Raw genomic sequence first — 17,227 nt, 5'->3', positions numbered from 1 at the left:
GCACGTTGCTGGTTGCGATGTCTAGTTATAGATGCTGGCGGACCCGGTCGCATGTCGAAAGACAGTGGACGAGCCAGTCGATGCCTTTGCATCGAAGCGCATGCCCCGATGTGATGCACATCATGTCAACCGCGCCACGCAATAGAGCATCTTCGCTGCGGTGGGTTCCCCGAATGAGCCTGAGATTCTCGCCGATGCGTCGATTCACTGGCTCCCTGCATCCTAGCCTGTCAAAAGGGTGGATGGGTGGTCGTCGTTTAAATACTATGTCGCCGTCTGCAGGTCAAGTTGCGCAGCATGGGGCTTGCGAAGCAGGAGAGCAAGTAAAGTGCCACACTGCGCATTGGTGCACCGCGCTGTGTCTTGGCGGATGAGGCAGTTTCGCGTGTCCATCATCATGCACAGCGGCGAGTTGCGCTGACGTTCAACGACATCGGTTTGTCACACGCGAAACATGCTGACTGCGTGTGCGAGCCGTTCGGCCTGCTCGCGCAGTTCGGCGGTCGAGTGCTCTGCTTCCCCAACGAGCGACGCGTTCTGCTGCGTCGCTTCGCCGATCTGCATCACGGCCGTGTTGACCTGCTCGATACCGCAAGCCTGCTCGCGCGAAGCGACGCCGATTTCGCCGACGATTGCATTTACGCGCGCGACATGATCGACGATGCCGCGCATGGTGCTGCTCGCTTCTTCCGCCATCTTGAAGCCGTGCGAGACCCTGGTCGCGGACTCCGAGATCAACGCCTCGATTTCCTTGACCGCGCCGGCACTGCGTTGCGCCAGCGCCCGCACTTCCGATGCGACGACCGCAAAGCCCTTGCCATGTTCGCCGGCGCGCGCCGCCTCGACCGCAGCGTTGAGCGCCAAGATATTCGTCTGGAACGCGATGCCCTCGATCGTCGCGGTGATGTCGGCGATGCGTCTTGCGGATGCATCGATCTCGCTCATCGTCTCGACGACACGCGCCACGGCGTCGCCGCCCGCGCGTGCCGCGTCCGATGCAGATGCCACGAGCGTGCCCGCCTGCTCGGTGTTCGCTGCGTTCTGCTGAACGGTCGACGTGATCTGCTCCATGCTCGCCGCAGTTTCTTCGACGCTCGATGCCTGCGTCGCGATACGCGATGCGATGTCGCTGCTCCCGGACGCGATGCGCGCGGTGCCGTGCGTCATATCGGCGGATGCGCTGCGCACTTGCGCGACGATGCCCGCGAGCCCTTGCGACACGCCGTCGATCGAGCGCATCAGACGCCCGATGTCGTCCTGGCGCGCCGTGTCGATGCGCACGGTCAGATCGCCCGCTGCGATGCGTTCGGAAGCGCGCGTGACTTCGTCGATAGGAGCGCCAACGAGCTTGGACACGGCATAGAGCAGCGCGCCGACGAGCGCGGCGATCACGACGAGGCCGAGCAACAGGAAGCGATTGCGGCTCGCGCGAATGCCGGAGAGCAATTCATCGCGGTAGGCGATGCCGCCAATCATCCAGTTCCATTCCGGCACCGTTGTGAAGACGATCTCCTTCACGCCGCCGTGGACATGCGCATCCGCGCCGGGGATGTCGGCGCCAGCGAAGGCGAGCTGGCCTTCGCGCGTCTCGAGCATGCGGCCGAACGGTGCGACGCGCTCATCCGCCACTTGCCCCTCGTTGCCGGGGTGCACGAGCAGCTTGCCGCGGTTCGGCCCGCTCGACGCATCGACGACGAAGTGATAGCCGCTCTCGCCAACCGTCAACTTGCGAATGTCGTTCTGCAGCGCGGCCATTTCCGCGGTCACGTCGACGCCCACGAAGAGCGCGCCGATCACGCGGCCTGCCGCATCTTTCACGGGCTTGTATTCGGTGATGTATTGCTTGCCGAAGAGCGCGGCCATGCCGATATAGCTTCTCCCGGCGAGCACCGGACCGTAAGCGGGTCCCTTGCGGTCGAGCATCGTGCCCACGGCGCGCGATCCGTCCTGCTTCTTGAGCGACGTGGTCACGCGGACGAAGTCGTCTCCGGTGCGGGCGAAGATCGTCGCAATTGCGCCGCTTTCTTCCAGAAACGCATCGGGAATGGAGAAGTCTCCGTTCAAGGGCTTGTCGCCCGCGCTCAAGAGCGGCGTCGCTGCGCCGGCGACATCGACGGTATGCGTGTCGTCGAGCGCGAAATCGTTCGGCAGGCGATGCGAGAACAGGGTCATGAAGCGCGTGACCTCTGCGTTCACTGCGGTGTCGTAAAGACGGATCATCGTCACGATCGAGCGATTGTCGCTTTCCACGCGAGCGAGCGCGTGAGCGTCGACTTGCTCGCCGGCGGAGCGCGTCACAGCGAGCGTGAAACAGGCGACGACGATGGCCGCGAGCGTGCATGCCAGAACGGCAAATTGGGTCCCGGCATTCATGCGGGCGAGACGTTGGAAGAGCATAAGTACTTAGATCTTGGGAAGGTGTCCGGTATCTATCGGCAAAAAGTGGACGCTGCTTTAACCGGTTGGGTCTTCTTTAGGTCGCCACGCCGTGCTCAGAACCGCCGACCAAGGCTCTTGCGTCGGCATTTTGCATGCGGCGTTCGGCATGCAAAACGCCAGCGTGACGCTTCGTCGGAAAAACGATTAACAGTCGGTTTCCGCAACGGCGCCAACGTCTGGCTTCTCGTGTTACTGGTTAGGGTAAGTCCCGGGGTAGGCGTCGCCGGTCCAATCGCTATATCCTTCGAAAAAACGTTTTCCAAACAAGCGCAGCGCGGCGGTCCTCGCCGACGCATGCAAACGGCGCCCGTCGCCTTCACGAACAGACACGCGGCACGACGAGCGCCGCCGCGTACCGGAGACATTCATGCAAACAGCCGTCGTCGGCGTCGCACGCACTGCCAGCAGGTATCGGTGGATCGTGTGTGCGCTGCTTTTCTTCGCGACCGTCATCAACTACATGGACCGGCAGATCCTGGGTCTGCTCGCGCCTCTGCTTCAGCATGACATCGGCTGGACGCAGATTCAGTACGGGCGCATCGTCATCGCGTTCTCGGCGTTCTACGCGGTCGGGCTGTTGTGCTTCGGACGCATCGTCGACTGGCTGGGCACGCGTCTGTCGTACGCACTGGCGATGTTCGTCTGGAGCCTGGCCGCGATGCTGCATGCGGCGGTCGGTTCGGTGATGGGATTCGCGATGGTTCGCGCGCTGCTCGGCATCGGCGAGGGCGGCAACTTCCCGGCCGCGATCAAGACGACGGCCGAATGGTTTCCGCGCCACGAGCGCGCGCTCGCCACTGGCATTTTTAATTCAGGCGCGAATATCGGCGCGGTGTTCGCGCCCGCCATCATTCCGGCGCTCGCGGTGGCGATGGGCTGGCGCGCGGCATTCGTGATCGTCGGCGCGATTGGCCTCGTTTGGCTCGTGGTCTGGTTCTTCATGTATCGCCAGCCGGACAGCCGCACGCACGAAGACGATCTCTCGCACGAGAAAGACGAAGCAGAAGCCGCCGACGCCGGCCATGCGAAGGCGGGCGCGCCCGGCTTCAAGGTGCTGATCCGCAAGCGCGAAACGTGGGCGTTCCTCATCGGCAAGTTCCTGACCGACCCGGTGTGGTGGTTCTACCTGTTCTGGCTGCCGAAGTGGCTCAACGAATCGCGCGGCATGGACATGCAGCACATCGGCCTGCCGCTCGTCGTGATCTATGCGATCACCACGGTGGGCAGTATCGGCGGCGGCTGGATTTCATCGGCGCTGCTGCGCGCGGGCTGGAGTGTGAATGCAGCACGCAAAACGGCGATGTTGATCTGTGCATGCTGTGTGCTGCCGATTGCATTCGTTTCGCAGGTGCACGATCTATGGCTCGCGGTGGCAATCGTCGGACTCGCGGCGGCGGCGCATCAGGGATGGTCGGCGAATCTCTTCACGACGGCTTCGGACTTGTTCCCGCGTCGCGCGGTGGGTGCCGTGGTCGGTATCGGCGGAATGGCAGGGTCGATCGGCGGCGTGCTGTTCTCGGAAGTGATCGGTCAGGTTCTGCAGCGCACCGGTCAGTACTGGGCGCTCTTTGCGATCGGCGCGCTGGCTTACCTCGTCGCGTTCGCCGTCATGCATGTGCTGACGCCGAAGATGGCGCCCGCCAGACTCGACGCCTGAGCGAATCGTGCGACGCATCGTGAACGACATCGCCACGATGCGTCGCGTTTCACTCGGTCGTCATCGCCGCGGCCGGAGCCGTCGATTCGCGCACGATCAAGCGCGGCTCGAACATGGAGTTGCCGGGATCCGGATGGCCGGCGAGCGCGTCGATCAGCTTTTGCATCGCGAGTTCGCCCATCTTCTCGCTCTGGATATCGACGGTGGTGAGTCCGGGCGCGGCGTATGCGCCGTACGGCACGTTGTCGATGCCCGTGACGGAGACGTCCTGAGGCACGCGAATGCCGAGCGTCGCGGCTTCCTTCATGAAGCCGAGCGCGATCAGGTCGTTGTAGCAGATCACCGCCTGGGGGCGCTTCGGGCCGAGCATGACGCGCGAGCAGGCGTGTTCGCCGGCAAGCGAGGTTGGAGCGTGGGCATCGTGAACGTCGAGTTCGAGTCCTGCCTCCTGAAGACATTCGCGCACGCCGCGAATCCGTTCATCGTTGATGCGCGCCTGGCCGAAGCCGAGGTATGCAATATGCCGATGCCCGAGATTGAGCAAATGCCGCGCGAGCATGTGCGAGGCGAGGCGGTTGTCGATGCCGACGCTCGGAATGGGCAGGGCCTCCGCATTGCGCAGGAGCACGACCGGCTTGTCGAGATCGAGCATCCAGCGCGCGTCATCGTCGGAAAGGCGCGAACTGACGATCAGGCCGTCCACGCGCTGCGACAACGCCTCGATGAGCGGACGCTCGCGCGCCTGGCTCTCGTCGATATCGACGAGCAGCAGCGTGTAATCGTGTCTCAGCGCAATGCGATTCGCGCCTTTGACGACGTTCGTGAAATGCGGATTGCTGATGTCGAGGATGGTGAGACCGATGGTGCGCGTGCGGCCGGTGATCATCGAGCGCGCGAGCGGGTTGGACCGGTAGCCGAGCGAGTCGATGGCGGCTTTGAGCCGCGCTTCCACGGGCGCGGAAAAGCGCTGCGCGCCGTTCATGTATTTGGATACCGTCGCGACCGACACGCCCGCAGCGGCGGCAACATCGCGAATGGTCGGAGAGGTCTTTTTCATGTCGGGTAACGTTTTCTTGCGTTTTCCAAGTTTCCGAATTGTCGCAGAAAATCGGGACGTAGAATGGTGTTTTGGATACCGCGTTCAAGCCGCCGCCTGAGCGCGGACGGGCGATTGCCCAGCGCGACAGAGCCGAAAAACGTTTTACCGCATTGCATCCAATCTTAGTAGAGGACTTTCGATGAACAACACCAACGCAACGGGGAAACCCTTCCGGCGCCTGCTGCTGACCGGGGCGGCCGGCAATCTCGGCCGTCAGATGCGGGGCGCGCTTGCACAGTGGGCCGACGTCGTACGCGCATCCGATATCGCCCCGCTCGACGATGCCGCAGCGCATGAAGAAGTCAGCTCGGTCGATCTCGCGGACCGCGACGCGGTCATGCGCCTGGTGGAAGGCGTGGATGCGATCGTGCATCTCGGCGGCATATCGGTCGAAGCGCCTTTCGACGATCTAATCGAAGCCAACATCCGCGGCACGTACAACATCTATGAAGCCGCGCGCCGTCATGGCGTGAAGCGCGTCGTATTCGCGAGCTCGAATCACGCAATCGGCTTTCATCCGGTGACCGAAGTGCTCGACGCCGACGCGCCGCAGCGCCCCGACAGCCTCTATGGCGTGACGAAGTGCTTCGGCGAGTCGCTGTCGCGTTATTACTTCGACCGCTTCGGCATAGAGACGGTGTGCCTGCGCATCGGCTCTTCGTTCGAGGAACCCAAGAATCCGCGCATGCTGGTCACGTACCTCAGTTATCGGGATTTCATCGAGCTGGTGCGTTGCTCGCTGTTCACCAATCGCGTCGGACACACCATCGTGTATGGCGCATCCAACAATCCGCTGAAGTGGTGGGACAACACGAAGGCGGCGTTCCTCGGATTCAATCCGCAAGACAGCTCGGCCGAGTTCAACGACCGCTTCCCGGTCACGGCGCCGACAGCCGAGCGTGACGATCCCGCGCAGCAGTTTCAGGGCGGCGCGTTCGTTCTCGGCGAGCCGATGGAGCGCCGCCAATGAGCGCTGCGCCGCGCGTCGAGCGGCTGGAGGCGGCCGGGCGCGCGACGGTCGGGGAGTGCCCGGTCTGGCATTCAAAAGACTGCGCGTTGTATTTTGTAGACATCCCGGACCGACGCATCGTGCGGCTGCACGTCGAAAGCGGGCGGCGCGCCGACTGGACGCTTCCGGAGCAGATCGCGTGTTTTGCATTCAATGCCGCGGGCGCGATCGTCGCCGGCATGGAAAGCGGCCTCCACGCGGTGGCGCTGGAACATGCAGGCGGAGTTCGGGTTACGCGCCTTGCCGCGCCCCGTTTCGCCGCGCCCGGCATGCGTTTCAACGATGGGCGCTGCGACCGGCAAGGGCGTTTCTGGGCGGGCACGATGGTGCAGGACATGTCGCTCGCCAGCCCGGCGGGTGCGCTCTATCGCTATGGCGCGGACGGCGTGTTGTCCGAGCCGGTCGTCGATGGTCTCGTCACGCAGAACGGGCTCGCGTTCTCGCCGGACGGCGCCACGATGTACCTGTCCGACTCCCACCCGACGCGGCGCCTGATCTGGGCCTTCGATTACGACGTCGCCACCGGCACGCCGCACAATCGTCGCGTGTTCGCCGATCTGCATCATCACGCGGGGCGTCCCGACGGCGCCGCTGTCGACGCGGACGGCTGTTACTGGACGTGCGCCAACGATGCGGGCCGCCTGCTGCGCTTCACGCCAGAGGGCAAGCTGGACCGCTCCATCGCCTTGCCCGCGGTCAAGCCGGCGATGTGTGCGTTCGGCGGCGGCGACCTCTCGACGCTCTACGTCACGTCGATTCGTCCAGCCGTCAACGCGACCGACGACGATGGTTGCATCTTCGTTTTGCGCCCCGGTGTGCAAGGATTACCGGAACCGGAGTACGCCGGTATGTTACCGGTCGCATAAATGCCTTAAAAAGGCGGCAGTCGACCCCCGCGAAGCGTGTGATCGCCTCTTCAGCACAGGCTAAACACCAGTTCTGTACTTCCTCTGTAAAGAGTAGGCTGGCAAGTCGTAACCTAAATCAACGACCTGCCGCTTGCCCATTCGGAGGAGATATTGATGGACCTTGAAACTCGCACCATGAAGCACGTGATGGTACGGCTCGTTCCGTTCCTGATCGTGTGTTACTTCGTTGCCTATCTGGATCGCGTCAACGTCGGCTTTGCTGCATTGCAGATGAACAAGGCGCTCGGCTTCTCAGCGAGCGCATTCGGGTTCGGCGCGGGCATCTTCTTCATCGCGTATTTCTTTTTCGAAGTCCCGTCCAATCTCTTGCTCGAACGCTTCGGCGCGCGGCGGTGGATCGCCCGCATCATGTTCACGTGGGGCATCCTTGCGGCGGCGATGGCGTATATTCCGCACATCGCGCAAGCGACCGGCTTGTCCAATGCGTACGTGTTCTATGGCTTGCGCATTCTGCTGGGCGTCGCCGAGGCGGGCTTCTTTCCCGGTATCATCTTCTTGCTCACGCTGTGGTTCCCGGCGAAATATCGCGGACGCGTGGTGGGATACTTCATGGCTGCGATTCCGCTCTCCACGGTGATCGGCGGACCGATCTCCGGGGCGCTTCTGCAACTGGACGGTCTCCATGGCATGGCGGGCTGGCAGTGGCTCTATCTGATCGAGGCGTTGCCCGCGCTGCTGCTCGCGTTCGTCGTGTACTTCTATTTGACGGACAAGCCTGCGGACGCGCACTGGCTCGCCGACGACGAGCGTCAGTGGCTCGTGGACCGGCAGGCGCACGAGCGCGCGCATCGCGAGGCAGTGCATTCGTTCAGCGTCAAAGAGGCGCTCTTCAACCGTCGCGTGCTGGCCATTGCGTTGATCTATTTCGGCGCCAATGCAACCAACTATGGTTTGAGCTTCTTCCTGCCGCAAATCGTCAAGGCATTCGGTTTGAGCAACGTACAGACCGGCTTCGTAACATCGCTGCCGTATGCAGTCGGCGTCATCAGCATGGTGCTGTGGGGACGTCATTCGGACCGCAAGCTCGAACGACGCTGGCACGTCGCGATCGCGCTCCTGGTCGCCGCAGGAGGCATTGCAGCGTCGGCCGGACTCGATAATCCGGTGCTCAAGATGATTGCGCTGTCGATTGCGGGCTTCGGCATTTTCGGCTGTCTGCCGGTAATCTGGACCTTGCCTGCTGCGTTTCTTTCCGGCGCGGCGGCTGCGGGCGGCATCGCGGCTATCAATTCACTCGGCAATCTGGCGGGCTTCTTCGGTCCGTATGTGATGGGCTGGATCAAGGACAGCACGGGCGGCTTCGGCGCGGGCCTGCTCTGTCTGTCGGGGGCGGGGCTGATCGGCGTGGCGGCGGTGTTGCTGCTGCATCACGATACGGCGCTCGAAACCATATCGGGCCCGCAGGACATGGAAGAAGGGGAGCCGGTGAGGTCCTGATTCGATACCGTTTCTAATTCGCGTAGCTTTGAGTGCCCGCCACCGCGCGGGCACTTTTCTTTGTGCGAATGACCGACTCCTTTGTGTGGACGACAAGGTCGCGGCAAGCAGCGCATTGCAACCTGCGCTAATGTCATTGTCTTGGCCTCACACGCGATGACGCCATCTTTCTAAACTCATTCGACCGCAAGGAGAATATCCCGATGGACTACGTGAAACTCGGTACAACTGGTCTGGAAGTGTCGCGCCTGTGCCTTGGCTGCATGACGTTCGGTATTCCCGAACGCGGCACGCATCCCTGGACGCTCGATGAAGAGAAGAGCCGTCCCATCATTCAGCAAGCGCTCGATGCAGGCATTAATTTCTTCGACACTGCCAATACGTATTCCGACGGGACGTCGGAAGAAATCGTCGGACGCGCGTTGCGCGAAATGACCACGCGCGATGACATCGTGATTGCGACCAAGGTATTCAATCGCATGCGGCCGGGTCCCAATGGCGCAGGGCTGTCGCGCAAGGCGATCATGAACGAGATCGACAATAGCCTGCGACGGCTCGGGACCGATTACGTGGATCTCTATCAGATCCATCGCTGGGACTATACGACGCCCATCGAGGAGACGCTCGAAGCATTGCATGACGTCGTGAAGGCCGGTAAAGCGCGCTATATCGGCGCATCGTCGATGTATGCGTGGCAGTTCAGCAAAGCACTCTATACGTCGCGCGCAAATGGCTGGACTGAGTTCAAGACGATGCAGAATCACTTGAACCTTCTCTATCGCGAAGAAGAACGCGAGATGTTGCCGCTATGCGCGGATCAGGGCATCGGCGTACTGCCGTGGAGTCCGCTTGCACGAGGACGTCTCACGCGCGATTGGGATGCGACTTCCGAGCGTCAGCAAACAGATACGTTCGGCAGCACGCTTTATCAGACGCATGATGCCGATCGCGCGGTAGTCGAGGCAGTGGCGGCCGTGGCGAAGGCACGCAACGTTCCGCGCGCTCAGGTCGCGCTGGCCTGGGTGGCGCAACGAGCGCCGGTGACCGCGCCTATCATCGGCGCTTCGAAGCCTCATCATGTGAGCGATGCAGTCGCAGCGTTGTCGCTAAATTTGACGCCCGAAGAGATCGCGCAACTGGAAGCACCTTATGTGCCGCACGCGGTGGCGGGCTTCAAGTGATGCGTTGATCGCGGCTCATGCGATGCGCGGCCAGCGTCAGACGGTCTGCTGGTCTCGTCTGCCCGCAGTACTCAATCGCGAGCGCACGAAGCCGATGTGCTCGCGAAGCACATAAAGCGCATCCGTATAGGCGAGCGGCAATTTCAGCGTATCGAGTGAAGCCTCGATGTCGTCCAGTTCGACAAGTAGCGCGCGCCGTTCGTCATCGCTCGAAAGATGCATCGCGCCGCGCTCCAATGAGATGAGCGCGCCGTAATAGCGATAGATGCGCGATCGCACGCGCCACCGATACAACGCCGGCACGAGTCGAAGCGCGGGAAAAATCAGCACGGCCACGGGCAGCAGCAACACCAGCGCGCGATCGGCCACGTTCGCCAGCCAGAACGGCAGCGCGCGATACAGGAAGCTCTTGCCGGAGCGGTAATAGCGGCTCGCGTCTTCACTGATCGGGAACTCGTGCGCGACCGGGCTCGGGAATTGACCCGCGCGCTGCAACAGTCCCGCCTTGCCGTGCACTTCCTGCGCCGCTTCGATCAACAAGTCTGACAACGCCGGATGCAGGCTCGTGCGTGCCACCAGTTCGACGGTCGGGCTGATGAGATGCACGGCTTGCGGCGGAACGCGCCGGCCGAGATCGAGGACGCCGGGCGGCAACTCGATCTGGTCGAGATAGGGAAAGAGGCGCGTATAGGCGTCCGCTTCATTGAAGTCCATCACCGAGATGCCGGGCACCTTCAAGAGGCGCAGCATCAACGTGCGCGTCGCCGAATCGCCGCTCAGGAACACTGCGTCGGCCTCTTTGCTGACGAGCTGCGTGGCAGCCTGAAGCCCATCGGTCGATAGCAGTTCGGTGCTGCCCCCGGGAGTAATGCCATTCGCTTCGAGCAGCTTCAGCGACAGCGTGCGCGTGCCGCTGCCTTCGCGTCCGATGGCAACGCGCTTGCCTTCCAGCTGCGAGAGCAGCGTGAGGCCCTTGCCGCGATAGAACACGACCAAGGGCACGTAAGCCACGCTGCCAAGCGACATTAGCGACGACGCTTGCTCCGGTGTGGCGATGCCGCCTTGCACCAGTCCGAGATCGACATGAGCCTTCGCATCCAGCAGGCGTTCGACGTTCTGCACCGAGCCGTCGGACGGCAGCACTTTCAGCGCGACGCCGTTACGCGCCAGCAGCTTTGCATACTCCCCGGCGATCTGATACAGCGAGCTATCGGTCGGCCCCGCCGTGATGGTGATGGATCGCGGTGGCGCGGGATCGACGAGCCACACGACTAGCGCAATGGCGAGAGCCGATGCGAGGACAAGCGGCCCGACTGACCACGTGAGGTCGTGCACGACTCGCCTCGCATGATCGCGCGCGAAGTGCGAGCGTGGCATGCGAGGCCGCGTCATTGCCGAACCGCCTTCGCATTTTGAATACCGCGGAAGCCTTCACGCATGTCGAGTCCGTTCGAAAGCTGCGTTGACTCGCAGTGTACCGCCAGGCGTGCATCCGACGGCACTGCCTTGTTCGCAATTGCATCTTGCATTCAGGCCCAGTGAGCCGGAATCCACACGGTTCCGACCCAGTGACCCGGAACCCAGACAGCGGGACGCGGCGCGGGTGCGGCATACACCGCGACCGGCTGCGGCGGCGAGGGCGCGGCCACAACGACTGTGGTGGGCGAAGGCGGCGGAGCGACGACGACCGTCGAAGAGGGCGGCGGCACCGCGACGACCGTGGTGCCGCCGGTGACGGTGCCGCCTGACACGACCGTGGCGCTGTGCGTGCCCGTGGTGGCGGTGACCGTGCTCGATGTAACGACGACGCCCTGCGCGACGCTCGTCGCGCTGCCCGCATGCGTGATCGTGCCGCCGTTCGATGTGTCGATCGTGCCCGAGCGGTTGCACGTATAGCCGGCGCAAGTCGTCGATGCGCTGTGCGTGGATGTGTTCCCGTTCGGTCCCGTTACGGAGCCCGAGGACGAGTACTGGCCCGGTGCGCTACGCATCACGGTATCCGCGGTCGTTGCGGTTTTGCCGTTCGGGCCGGTCAAGTTGCCGGTATGCGAGCACGAACCGCCCGCGCATGTCGTGTCGCCTGCGTGTTGCATGGACCGTCCATAGGGGCCGTAGGCCGTGCCCGAATTGGAGAACTGGCCCGGGGCCGTGCGCGTCACCGTGCCGGAATTCGTCGCGACGCTGCCCCACGGGTTCATGACACCGCCTGCGTGCGAACAGCTTCCGCCGCCGCACGCGCCCACGTGCGCGCCGCTATACGCGCCGCGGCCGGTATATGCCGTGCCGCCGCGCGCCCAGCCCGCGAAAGCTGAACCGCTCGATAGTGCGAGCGCTGTCGTCGCGATGGCGATCAGCAGCCGGCGCAAGCCCGCCTTCGAGGAGAATGAGCCAGCGAGATTCGATTTGTCGTTCACGGTAGTTCTCCTCGATAAGCGAGCCACTTGGCGTTGCGTGTGGCGACGCGGTGACTATAGGAGAACGACGGGGCGATGTCCCGCGCGAACTTGTTTCATGCGATGTCGTGGGCGTCGATGCGAACTCTGACTTCGCTACGAATTCCCCTCCATTTATTGACTTTGCGGTGTCGTCCGTTGCTTCAATGCGGAACCTCGCGGCAGCGCATGGCGTGCATGGATGTCGATGCCATCTTGGATGCGCGGGCAACTCGCTAGCCCCCGCAGTGCTCTGCTTACGAACCACAGGTTCCGTCAATTTTTGCCGTACGACGGCGGCTGCGGATTGTGGGCCGGATTCGAATCGAGTTTGCTAATGTCGATGATGGCGTCGCTGAAGTTCGACTTGAGCTGCATGAGATCGGCCTCGAGCGCATCGGCTATCGCTTTGTCGTATAGCTCGCCGCCACCCACATACAGCGTGAAGGCTTCGAGATACTTCGCTTTCTTGGCGGGATTCTCGATCGTTTCGCGCGTCCATCGATAGAGCGGATAGTGCTGCGTGCCTTCGCGTTCCGCTTCGGCCACGTAATCGGCGAAGGCGTCGAACTGGCATTTCAGTACCGCGTCGTGCTTGCTCATCAGCGCATTCAGCGGTGACAGCGCCGCATGTCCAGGCTCTTTGCGCACCAATTGCGCGTAGTACGGACTGAGGCGAATGCGCACCTGGTACTGCCACGTCTCGTCGTTCATGGTGTTCTCCCGTTGTGCGTCACGCAGACTATACGCCTGCATGGCATTCGTGAACTGAGTGCCGGAGGCTGCTGCCGCTCTATAGGTCGACAATGCCGCAGAACCATGAACTGCATTCGGTATGCAAACGTCGGGCATGCGGCATACAGTCGACCGCATGCAAACCTATCCGCCTCGCGCGCGGCCGGCTTCCATGGCAACGCGGTTCCACAGATGCATCGCGGCGTAGGCACGCCAGGGGCGCCAGCGATCGGTGTACGCTCGTTGTTGGACCGATGTGGTCAGCGACGGCTCGTGACGCGCAATTGCCTGCATGAGCACGAGGTCGGCATCGGGCCACGCGTCGGGATCGCGTAGCGCCCGCATCGCCACATAACCGACGGTCCACGGTCCGATGCCGGGCATGGCGAGCAGCTCACGTTTCAGGTGCTCGCGATCGATCCCCGGCGTATCGATCGGTAGTGCGCCCGTGGCCACGGCTTGCGCAAACCGCTGCACGGTCTCGACCCGTTTGCCCGGCATGCCGATCTGGCCGAGATCGGCAGCGGCGAGTTCCGCCGGCGTCGGGAACCGCCAGGCCGTGCCTTCATGCACATGACCGTCGATGCGCCGCCCGGCACGTTGAACGATGCGCGCCATGATCGTCGATGCGCCCTTCACGCTTACCTGCTGGCCGACGATGGTCCGCACGACGAGCTCGAACCCGGACCAGGCGCCCGGAACACGCAAGCCGGGCGCGGCCTCGACGAGCGGCGCGAGCAGCGGATCGCGCGCCAGCCAGCGACCGATCGCGCGCGGATCAGCGCCGACGTCGAACATGCGCGACAGCGGCTCCGCGAGTTCGTTGGCGTGGTGACAAACATCGCCCTGCACCGTAACCACCAGACGATGCTTACGCTCGTGCGGCCTCACCTCGACGATTCCGTCCTCGCCGCGCCATGCGATCGCGCGACGATACACGCCGCCCTCGACCGTCTCGACGCCCGCCGACGCTCGTCCGCCGATGAAGGCGCACAAGCGGGTCCAGTCGAAGGGACGGGTGAAAGGCAGTTCGATGACGGTGGCAGCGACACTTCGGGTCGATTGCATGCTGAATGCCGAATCAAGAATGCCGGGTCTGGAGCCTGCGCCAGCTGTCGAGCTGACAAGGTCCTCCGGCACGACGGGACCGAAACGAGCGGCGTTGTGGACATCCCACTGATGACGATGAGCGGCAGGCAGAAGGCATAAAGCGCCGTCACCCAGCACGATGCGTCGACGAGAAACCCGCTTGTACTTGGACTGAGCGAAGGTCAATCACGCAGTCGGCCGGAAAACTTTCCTTCTCGCCGATCTCGCCCTGCACTTGAAGCAAAACGGCGACCACAACTTGCATTCATTATGCGTCTTTGGCGCGGCGCTTTGCCGGCACAGTAGGCTTGACCGTCGTGAGGGTGCGCTCCGCGAGCACCGCATCGCGCTTGCCCAACAGATGGCGGCGCAGAATGGCAGCCATGCGCGGGCCGTCGCGCGTTTCCAGTGCCGCGATCATCTCCTCGTGCTCGCGAATGGCGCTGTCCCACTTCGGCGTCTGAAAGTTGGAGCGAAACCGCAGCGCCTGCAAACGACGATTGATCGACACGTAGGTTTGCCGCAGCGCCGTGTTGCGCGCGGCCTCGTTGATCTTGTCGTGAATGGCACGGTTTCGGGTGTAATAGCCGGACAGATCGTTCTGCGCGCGACATTGCACCATCTCCTGATGCAAAGCCTTTATATCCGCAATCTCGGCAGGCGTGATGCGTTCGCAAGCCAGTTCACCGGAAAACGCTTCGAGCCCGCTCATCAGTTCGAACATCTCTCGAATCTCGAGGTCGCTCATCTGCGCGACGGAGGCGCCTCTGTTAGGCGCTATCTCGATCAGCCCTTCGGCCGCCAGGACCTTGAGTGCTTCACGCAGCGGTGTCCGCGAGATGCCGAGTTTCTCGCAGAGCGTGCGCTCGTTGAGCTTGACTCCCGGCGCGAGCAAGCCCTCGACAATGAAGCCGCGCAGGTTGTCCACCACGGTGTCGTGAAGCCGTAGCCGTTCGAGCTTGGGCAACAGAGCGGACGGCAAGCGCGATTCCGGTATATCCAGGTTTTGCATTCAATACCTCGAAATTCGTTTCGGTAATTCTAGCTCACGGAATGGCTGAAAAACCGCTAACGGGTTATCCCTAGCCCATTCGGCCTAATAAATCCTTTGCCGGCGCGAGTCACTGCGTTAGAGTATTTTGCATGCAAAATTCAATTTTTGAGGACGCGCACTGATGCTGACGCTCGACTTTCATCCCGCTGGCCGTCACTTTTTGCAGATTCCAGGGCCGAGTCCGGTGCCCGATCGCATTCTGCGTGCAATGAGCTACCCGACGATCGACCATCGCGGTCCGGAGTTCGGCGCACTCGGCCTGAAAGTGCTGGACGGCATCAAGCGGATCTTCAAAACGACGCAACCGGTCGTGATCTATCCGGCGTCGGGAACGGGCGCGTGGGAAGCGGCGCTCTCCAATACGCTGAGTCCGGGCGATGCCGTCCTCATGTACGAGACGGGCCACTTCGCGAGCCTATGGAAGAAGATGGCCGAGAAACTCGGCCTGAAGCCCGAGTTTTTGGGGTTGCCGGGCATCGAAGGCTGGCGTCGCGGCGTGCAGCCCGACGTGATCGAGAAGCGCCTGCGCGAAGACACGCAGCATGCGATCAAGGCCGTCTGCGTCGTTCATAACGAGACGTCGACCGGCGTGACCTCCGACATCGCCGCAGTGCGCCGCGCAATGGATGCCGCGGGCCATCCCGCGCTGCTCCTCGTCGATACCATCTCGGGCCTTGCATCCGCCGATTACCGCCACGACGAATGGGGCGTCGACGTCACCGTGTCGGGCTCGCAGAAAGGCTTGATGCTTCCGCCGGGCATCAGCTTCAACGCGGTCTCGCAAAAGGCGCTCGAGGCATCGAACGAGGCCAAGCTGCCGCGCGCGTTCTGGGACTGGAAAGAGATCATCGAAATGAACAAGCAGGGCTATTGGCCCTACACGCCGAACACGAACCTGCTGTACGGCCTCCTCGAAGCGCTGGACATGATTCTCGGGGAAGGGCTCGACAATGTGTTCGCGCGGCATCAGCGGCTAGCGGCGGCGTGCCGTTCCGCGGTCACGGCGTGGGGACTCGAGATTCAATGTGCCGATCCCGCCGTCTACTCGCCGGTGCTCACGGGCGTGATGATGCCGGAAGGCGTCGATGCCGACTCTGTCCGCAAGCTTATCTACGAGCACTTCGACATGTCGCTGGGCACGGGCCTCGGCAAGCTGAGGGGTCGCATGTTCCGCATCGGGCACCTGGGCGACTGCAACGACCTCACGCTGATGGCCGCGCTAACGGGCTGCGAAATGGGACTGAATCTCGCGGGCGTACCACTGAAAGACAGCGGCGTGGCCGCAGCGATGAGCCATCTGACGAGCCATATCGCGAAGCCCGAATTGAAGGTGGCCGCGTGAGCGCCCGGTTCGACGCTGCGGCTGCCGCTCGCCTCTTGGTGCAAGCAAAGGCGCATCGCGCGAAGCTCGACACCTTGCCCGAAGGCGCGCGACCAACGAGCGCCGACGAAGCCTACGCTGTGCAAGAGGCGACATTGTGCGCGGTCGGCGCAGGCGTCGCGGATGCCGGTCATGCAGGTGTCATCGGCGGCTGGAAGGTGGGTGCCAAATCGACGGACGGTCCCATTCAGGCTGCGCTTCTGCCGGCGGACGGCGTGCATCGCTCGGGCGCGCGCCTTTCGATGCAGGCCTTCGGTAAGGCCGCGCTGGAACTCGAAGTGGCGTTCACGTTCAACCGGCGCTTCGAAGCGGGTAGCGGTCCGTACGACGACGCGCAAGTGCTGGCCGCTATAGATTGCATTCATTCGGCCATCGAAGTCGTCGCAAGCCGCTTCGCCGGATGGCCGGATGTCGACAAACTCTGGCAACTCGCGGATCTGCAGAATCACGGCGCGTTGGTGCTCGGCGAAGGCGTGCCGTATGACGAGTCGTTCCCCTTCGTATCGCCGACGATGGCCTTTACGTACGACGGCCGGCCGCTCTTCGACGCAACGCCCGCGAATCCCGCCGGCGACCCGCGGCGGCTGCTTGCATGGACCATCAACCACGCGGTGTCCTGCGGCCTCGCCGTGGAGAAGGGCGTAGCGATCACAGCCGGTTCTTACACCGGCATGGCGTTCCCCGACCGACCAGGCACAGCCATCGGCGCAATCGACGGCCTACCTCCGGTTCAGCTGCATTTCGAATGATGCATTAGGAATTAGGCATTACGCATTACGCATTCG

At 62.9% G+C, this 17,227-nt stretch carries 14 protein-coding genes; 7 read left to right on the top strand and 7 right to left on the bottom strand.

The genetic code is table 11. From position 1 onward, the window contains the following. Window positions 1–441: 441 nt before the first annotated feature. Window positions 442–2,397, bottom strand: a complete 1,956-nt coding sequence (locus JYK05_RS24960) for a methyl-accepting chemotaxis protein (RefSeq protein ID WP_206470550.1) — start codon at window positions 2,395–2,397, stop codon at window positions 442–444. Window positions 2,398–2,806: 409 nt separating this feature from the next. Between JYK05_RS24960 and JYK05_RS24955 the strand changes: the two genes are divergently transcribed. Beyond that, window positions 2,807–4,096: an MFS transporter gene (locus JYK05_RS24955; RefSeq protein ID WP_206470549.1), complete on the top strand. Its 1,290-nt coding sequence runs from the start codon at window positions 2,807–2,809 to the stop codon at window positions 4,094–4,096. A gap of 49 nt (window positions 4,097–4,145) precedes the next feature. Here JYK05_RS24955 and JYK05_RS24950 read toward each other — a convergent pair whose 3' ends face one another. Next, window positions 4,146–5,153, bottom strand: coding sequence for a LacI family DNA-binding transcriptional regulator (locus JYK05_RS24950; RefSeq protein ID WP_175946079.1), 1,008 nt, complete (start codon window positions 5,151–5,153; stop codon window positions 4,146–4,148). 181 nt (window positions 5,154–5,334) lie between these two features. Between JYK05_RS24950 and JYK05_RS24945 the strand changes: the two genes are divergently transcribed. The 4 genes from JYK05_RS24945 (at window position 5,335) to JYK05_RS24930 (ending at window position 9,751) form a co-directional block, all read left to right on the top strand. Continuing rightward, window positions 5,335–6,165 (top strand): NAD(P)-dependent oxidoreductase, encoded by an 831-nt coding sequence (locus tag JYK05_RS24945; protein WP_175946081.1) that lies wholly within the window; start codon window positions 5,335–5,337, stop codon window positions 6,163–6,165. Next, on the top strand, window positions 6,162–7,070 hold the full coding sequence (locus JYK05_RS24940) for an SMP-30/gluconolactonase/LRE family protein (protein WP_206470548.1): 909 nt from the start codon (window positions 6,162–6,164) through the stop codon (window positions 7,068–7,070). The genes JYK05_RS24945 and JYK05_RS24940 overlap by 4 nt, the downstream gene beginning before the upstream one ends. A gap of 156 nt (window positions 7,071–7,226) precedes the next feature. Next, window positions 7,227–8,570, top strand: coding sequence for an MFS transporter (locus tag JYK05_RS24935; protein WP_175946086.1), 1,344 nt, complete (start codon window positions 7,227–7,229; stop codon window positions 8,568–8,570). A gap of 203 nt (window positions 8,571–8,773) precedes the next feature. Beyond that, complete coding sequence (locus JYK05_RS24930) at window positions 8,774–9,751, top strand: aldo/keto reductase (RefSeq protein ID WP_206470547.1); 978 nt, start codon at window positions 8,774–8,776, stop codon at window positions 9,749–9,751. Window positions 9,752–9,787: 36 nt separating this feature from the next. Here the strand turns inward: JYK05_RS24930 and JYK05_RS24925 are convergent, their stop codons facing one another. The 5 genes from JYK05_RS24925 to JYK05_RS24905 all read right to left on the bottom strand — a co-directional run bounded on the left by JYK05_RS24925 (window position 9,788) and on the right by JYK05_RS24905 (window position 15,019). Then, window positions 9,788–11,143 carry a TAXI family TRAP transporter solute-binding subunit gene (locus tag JYK05_RS24925; RefSeq protein ID WP_175946090.1) on the bottom strand — a complete coding sequence of 452 codons (1,356 nt, stop codon included), beginning with the start codon at window positions 11,141–11,143 and terminating at the stop codon, window positions 9,788–9,790. A 137-nt stretch (window positions 11,144–11,280) separates the two neighbouring features. Beyond that, window positions 11,281–12,165, bottom strand: coding sequence for a hypothetical protein (locus JYK05_RS24920; protein WP_206470546.1), 885 nt, complete (start codon window positions 12,163–12,165; stop codon window positions 11,281–11,283). 294 nt (window positions 12,166–12,459) lie between these two features. Then, complete coding sequence (locus JYK05_RS24915) at window positions 12,460–12,897, bottom strand: hypothetical protein (RefSeq protein ID WP_175946094.1); 438 nt, start codon at window positions 12,895–12,897, stop codon at window positions 12,460–12,462. Window positions 12,898–13,062: 165 nt separating this feature from the next. Next, complete coding sequence (locus JYK05_RS24910) at window positions 13,063–13,986, bottom strand: DNA-3-methyladenine glycosylase (protein ID WP_206470913.1); 924 nt, start codon at window positions 13,984–13,986, stop codon at window positions 13,063–13,065. Between the two features lie 289 nt (window positions 13,987–14,275). After that, the gene (locus JYK05_RS24905) at window positions 14,276–15,019 is read right to left on the bottom strand and encodes a GntR family transcriptional regulator (RefSeq protein WP_206470545.1); all 744 of its coding nucleotides are present in this window, start codon (window positions 15,017–15,019) and stop codon (window positions 14,276–14,278) included. 163 nt (window positions 15,020–15,182) lie between these two features. Between JYK05_RS24905 and JYK05_RS24900 the strand changes: the two genes are divergently transcribed. Continuing rightward, the gene (locus tag JYK05_RS24900; protein ID WP_206470544.1) at window positions 15,183–16,403 is read left to right on the top strand and encodes an alanine--glyoxylate aminotransferase family protein; all 1,221 of its coding nucleotides are present in this window, start codon (window positions 15,183–15,185) and stop codon (window positions 16,401–16,403) included. After that, complete coding sequence (locus tag JYK05_RS24895; RefSeq protein WP_206470543.1) at window positions 16,400–17,191, top strand: 2-keto-4-pentenoate hydratase; 792 nt, start codon at window positions 16,400–16,402, stop codon at window positions 17,189–17,191. The genes JYK05_RS24900 and JYK05_RS24895 overlap by 4 nt, the downstream gene beginning before the upstream one ends. Window positions 17,192–17,227: the final 36 nt, after the last annotated feature.

This window comes from Caballeronia sp. M1242, from assembly GCF_017220215.1.
In the GTDB taxonomy this organism is placed as follows: domain Bacteria; phylum Pseudomonadota; class Gammaproteobacteria; order Burkholderiales; family Burkholderiaceae; genus Caballeronia.
The sequence above is the reverse complement of the archived record's forward strand: the minus strand, read 5'-3'. Positions and strand labels throughout refer to the sequence as shown.

What these genes read in the sequence shown, in the direction of transcription:
- JYK05_RS24955 (WP_206470549.1), top strand. Translation starts at nt 2,807, where the DNA reads ATGCAAACAGCCGTCGTCGGCGTCGCACGCACTGCCAGCAGGTATCGG.
- JYK05_RS24950 (WP_175946079.1), bottom strand. Translation starts at nt 5,153, where the DNA reads ATGAAAAAGACCTCTCCGACCATTCGCGATGTTGCCGCCGCTGCGGGC.
- JYK05_RS24930 (WP_206470547.1), top strand. Translation starts at nt 8,774, where the DNA reads ATGGACTACGTGAAACTCGGTACAACTGGTCTGGAAGTGTCGCGCCTG.
- JYK05_RS24940 (WP_206470548.1), top strand. Translation starts at nt 6,162, where the DNA reads ATGAGCGCTGCGCCGCGCGTCGAGCGGCTGGAGGCGGCCGGGCGCGCG.
- JYK05_RS24960 (WP_206470550.1), bottom strand. Translation starts at nt 2,397, where the DNA reads ATGCTCTTCCAACGTCTCGCCCGCATGAATGCCGGGACCCAATTTGCC.
- JYK05_RS24915 (WP_175946094.1), bottom strand. Translation starts at nt 12,897, where the DNA reads ATGAACGACGAGACGTGGCAGTACCAGGTGCGCATTCGCCTCAGTCCG.
- JYK05_RS24935 (WP_175946086.1), top strand. Translation starts at nt 7,227, where the DNA reads ATGGACCTTGAAACTCGCACCATGAAGCACGTGATGGTACGGCTCGTT.
- JYK05_RS24900 (WP_206470544.1), top strand. Translation starts at nt 15,183, where the DNA reads ATGCTGACGCTCGACTTTCATCCCGCTGGCCGTCACTTTTTGCAGATT.
- JYK05_RS24925 (WP_175946090.1), bottom strand. Translation starts at nt 11,143, where the DNA reads ATGACGCGGCCTCGCATGCCACGCTCGCACTTCGCGCGCGATCATGCG.
- JYK05_RS24910 (WP_206470913.1), bottom strand. Translation starts at nt 13,986, where the DNA reads ATGCAATCGACCCGAAGTGTCGCTGCCACCGTCATCGAACTGCCTTTC.
- JYK05_RS24905 (WP_206470545.1), bottom strand. Translation starts at nt 15,019, where the DNA reads ATGCAAAACCTGGATATACCGGAATCGCGCTTGCCGTCCGCTCTGTTG.
- JYK05_RS24945 (WP_175946081.1), top strand. Translation starts at nt 5,335, where the DNA reads ATGAACAACACCAACGCAACGGGGAAACCCTTCCGGCGCCTGCTGCTG.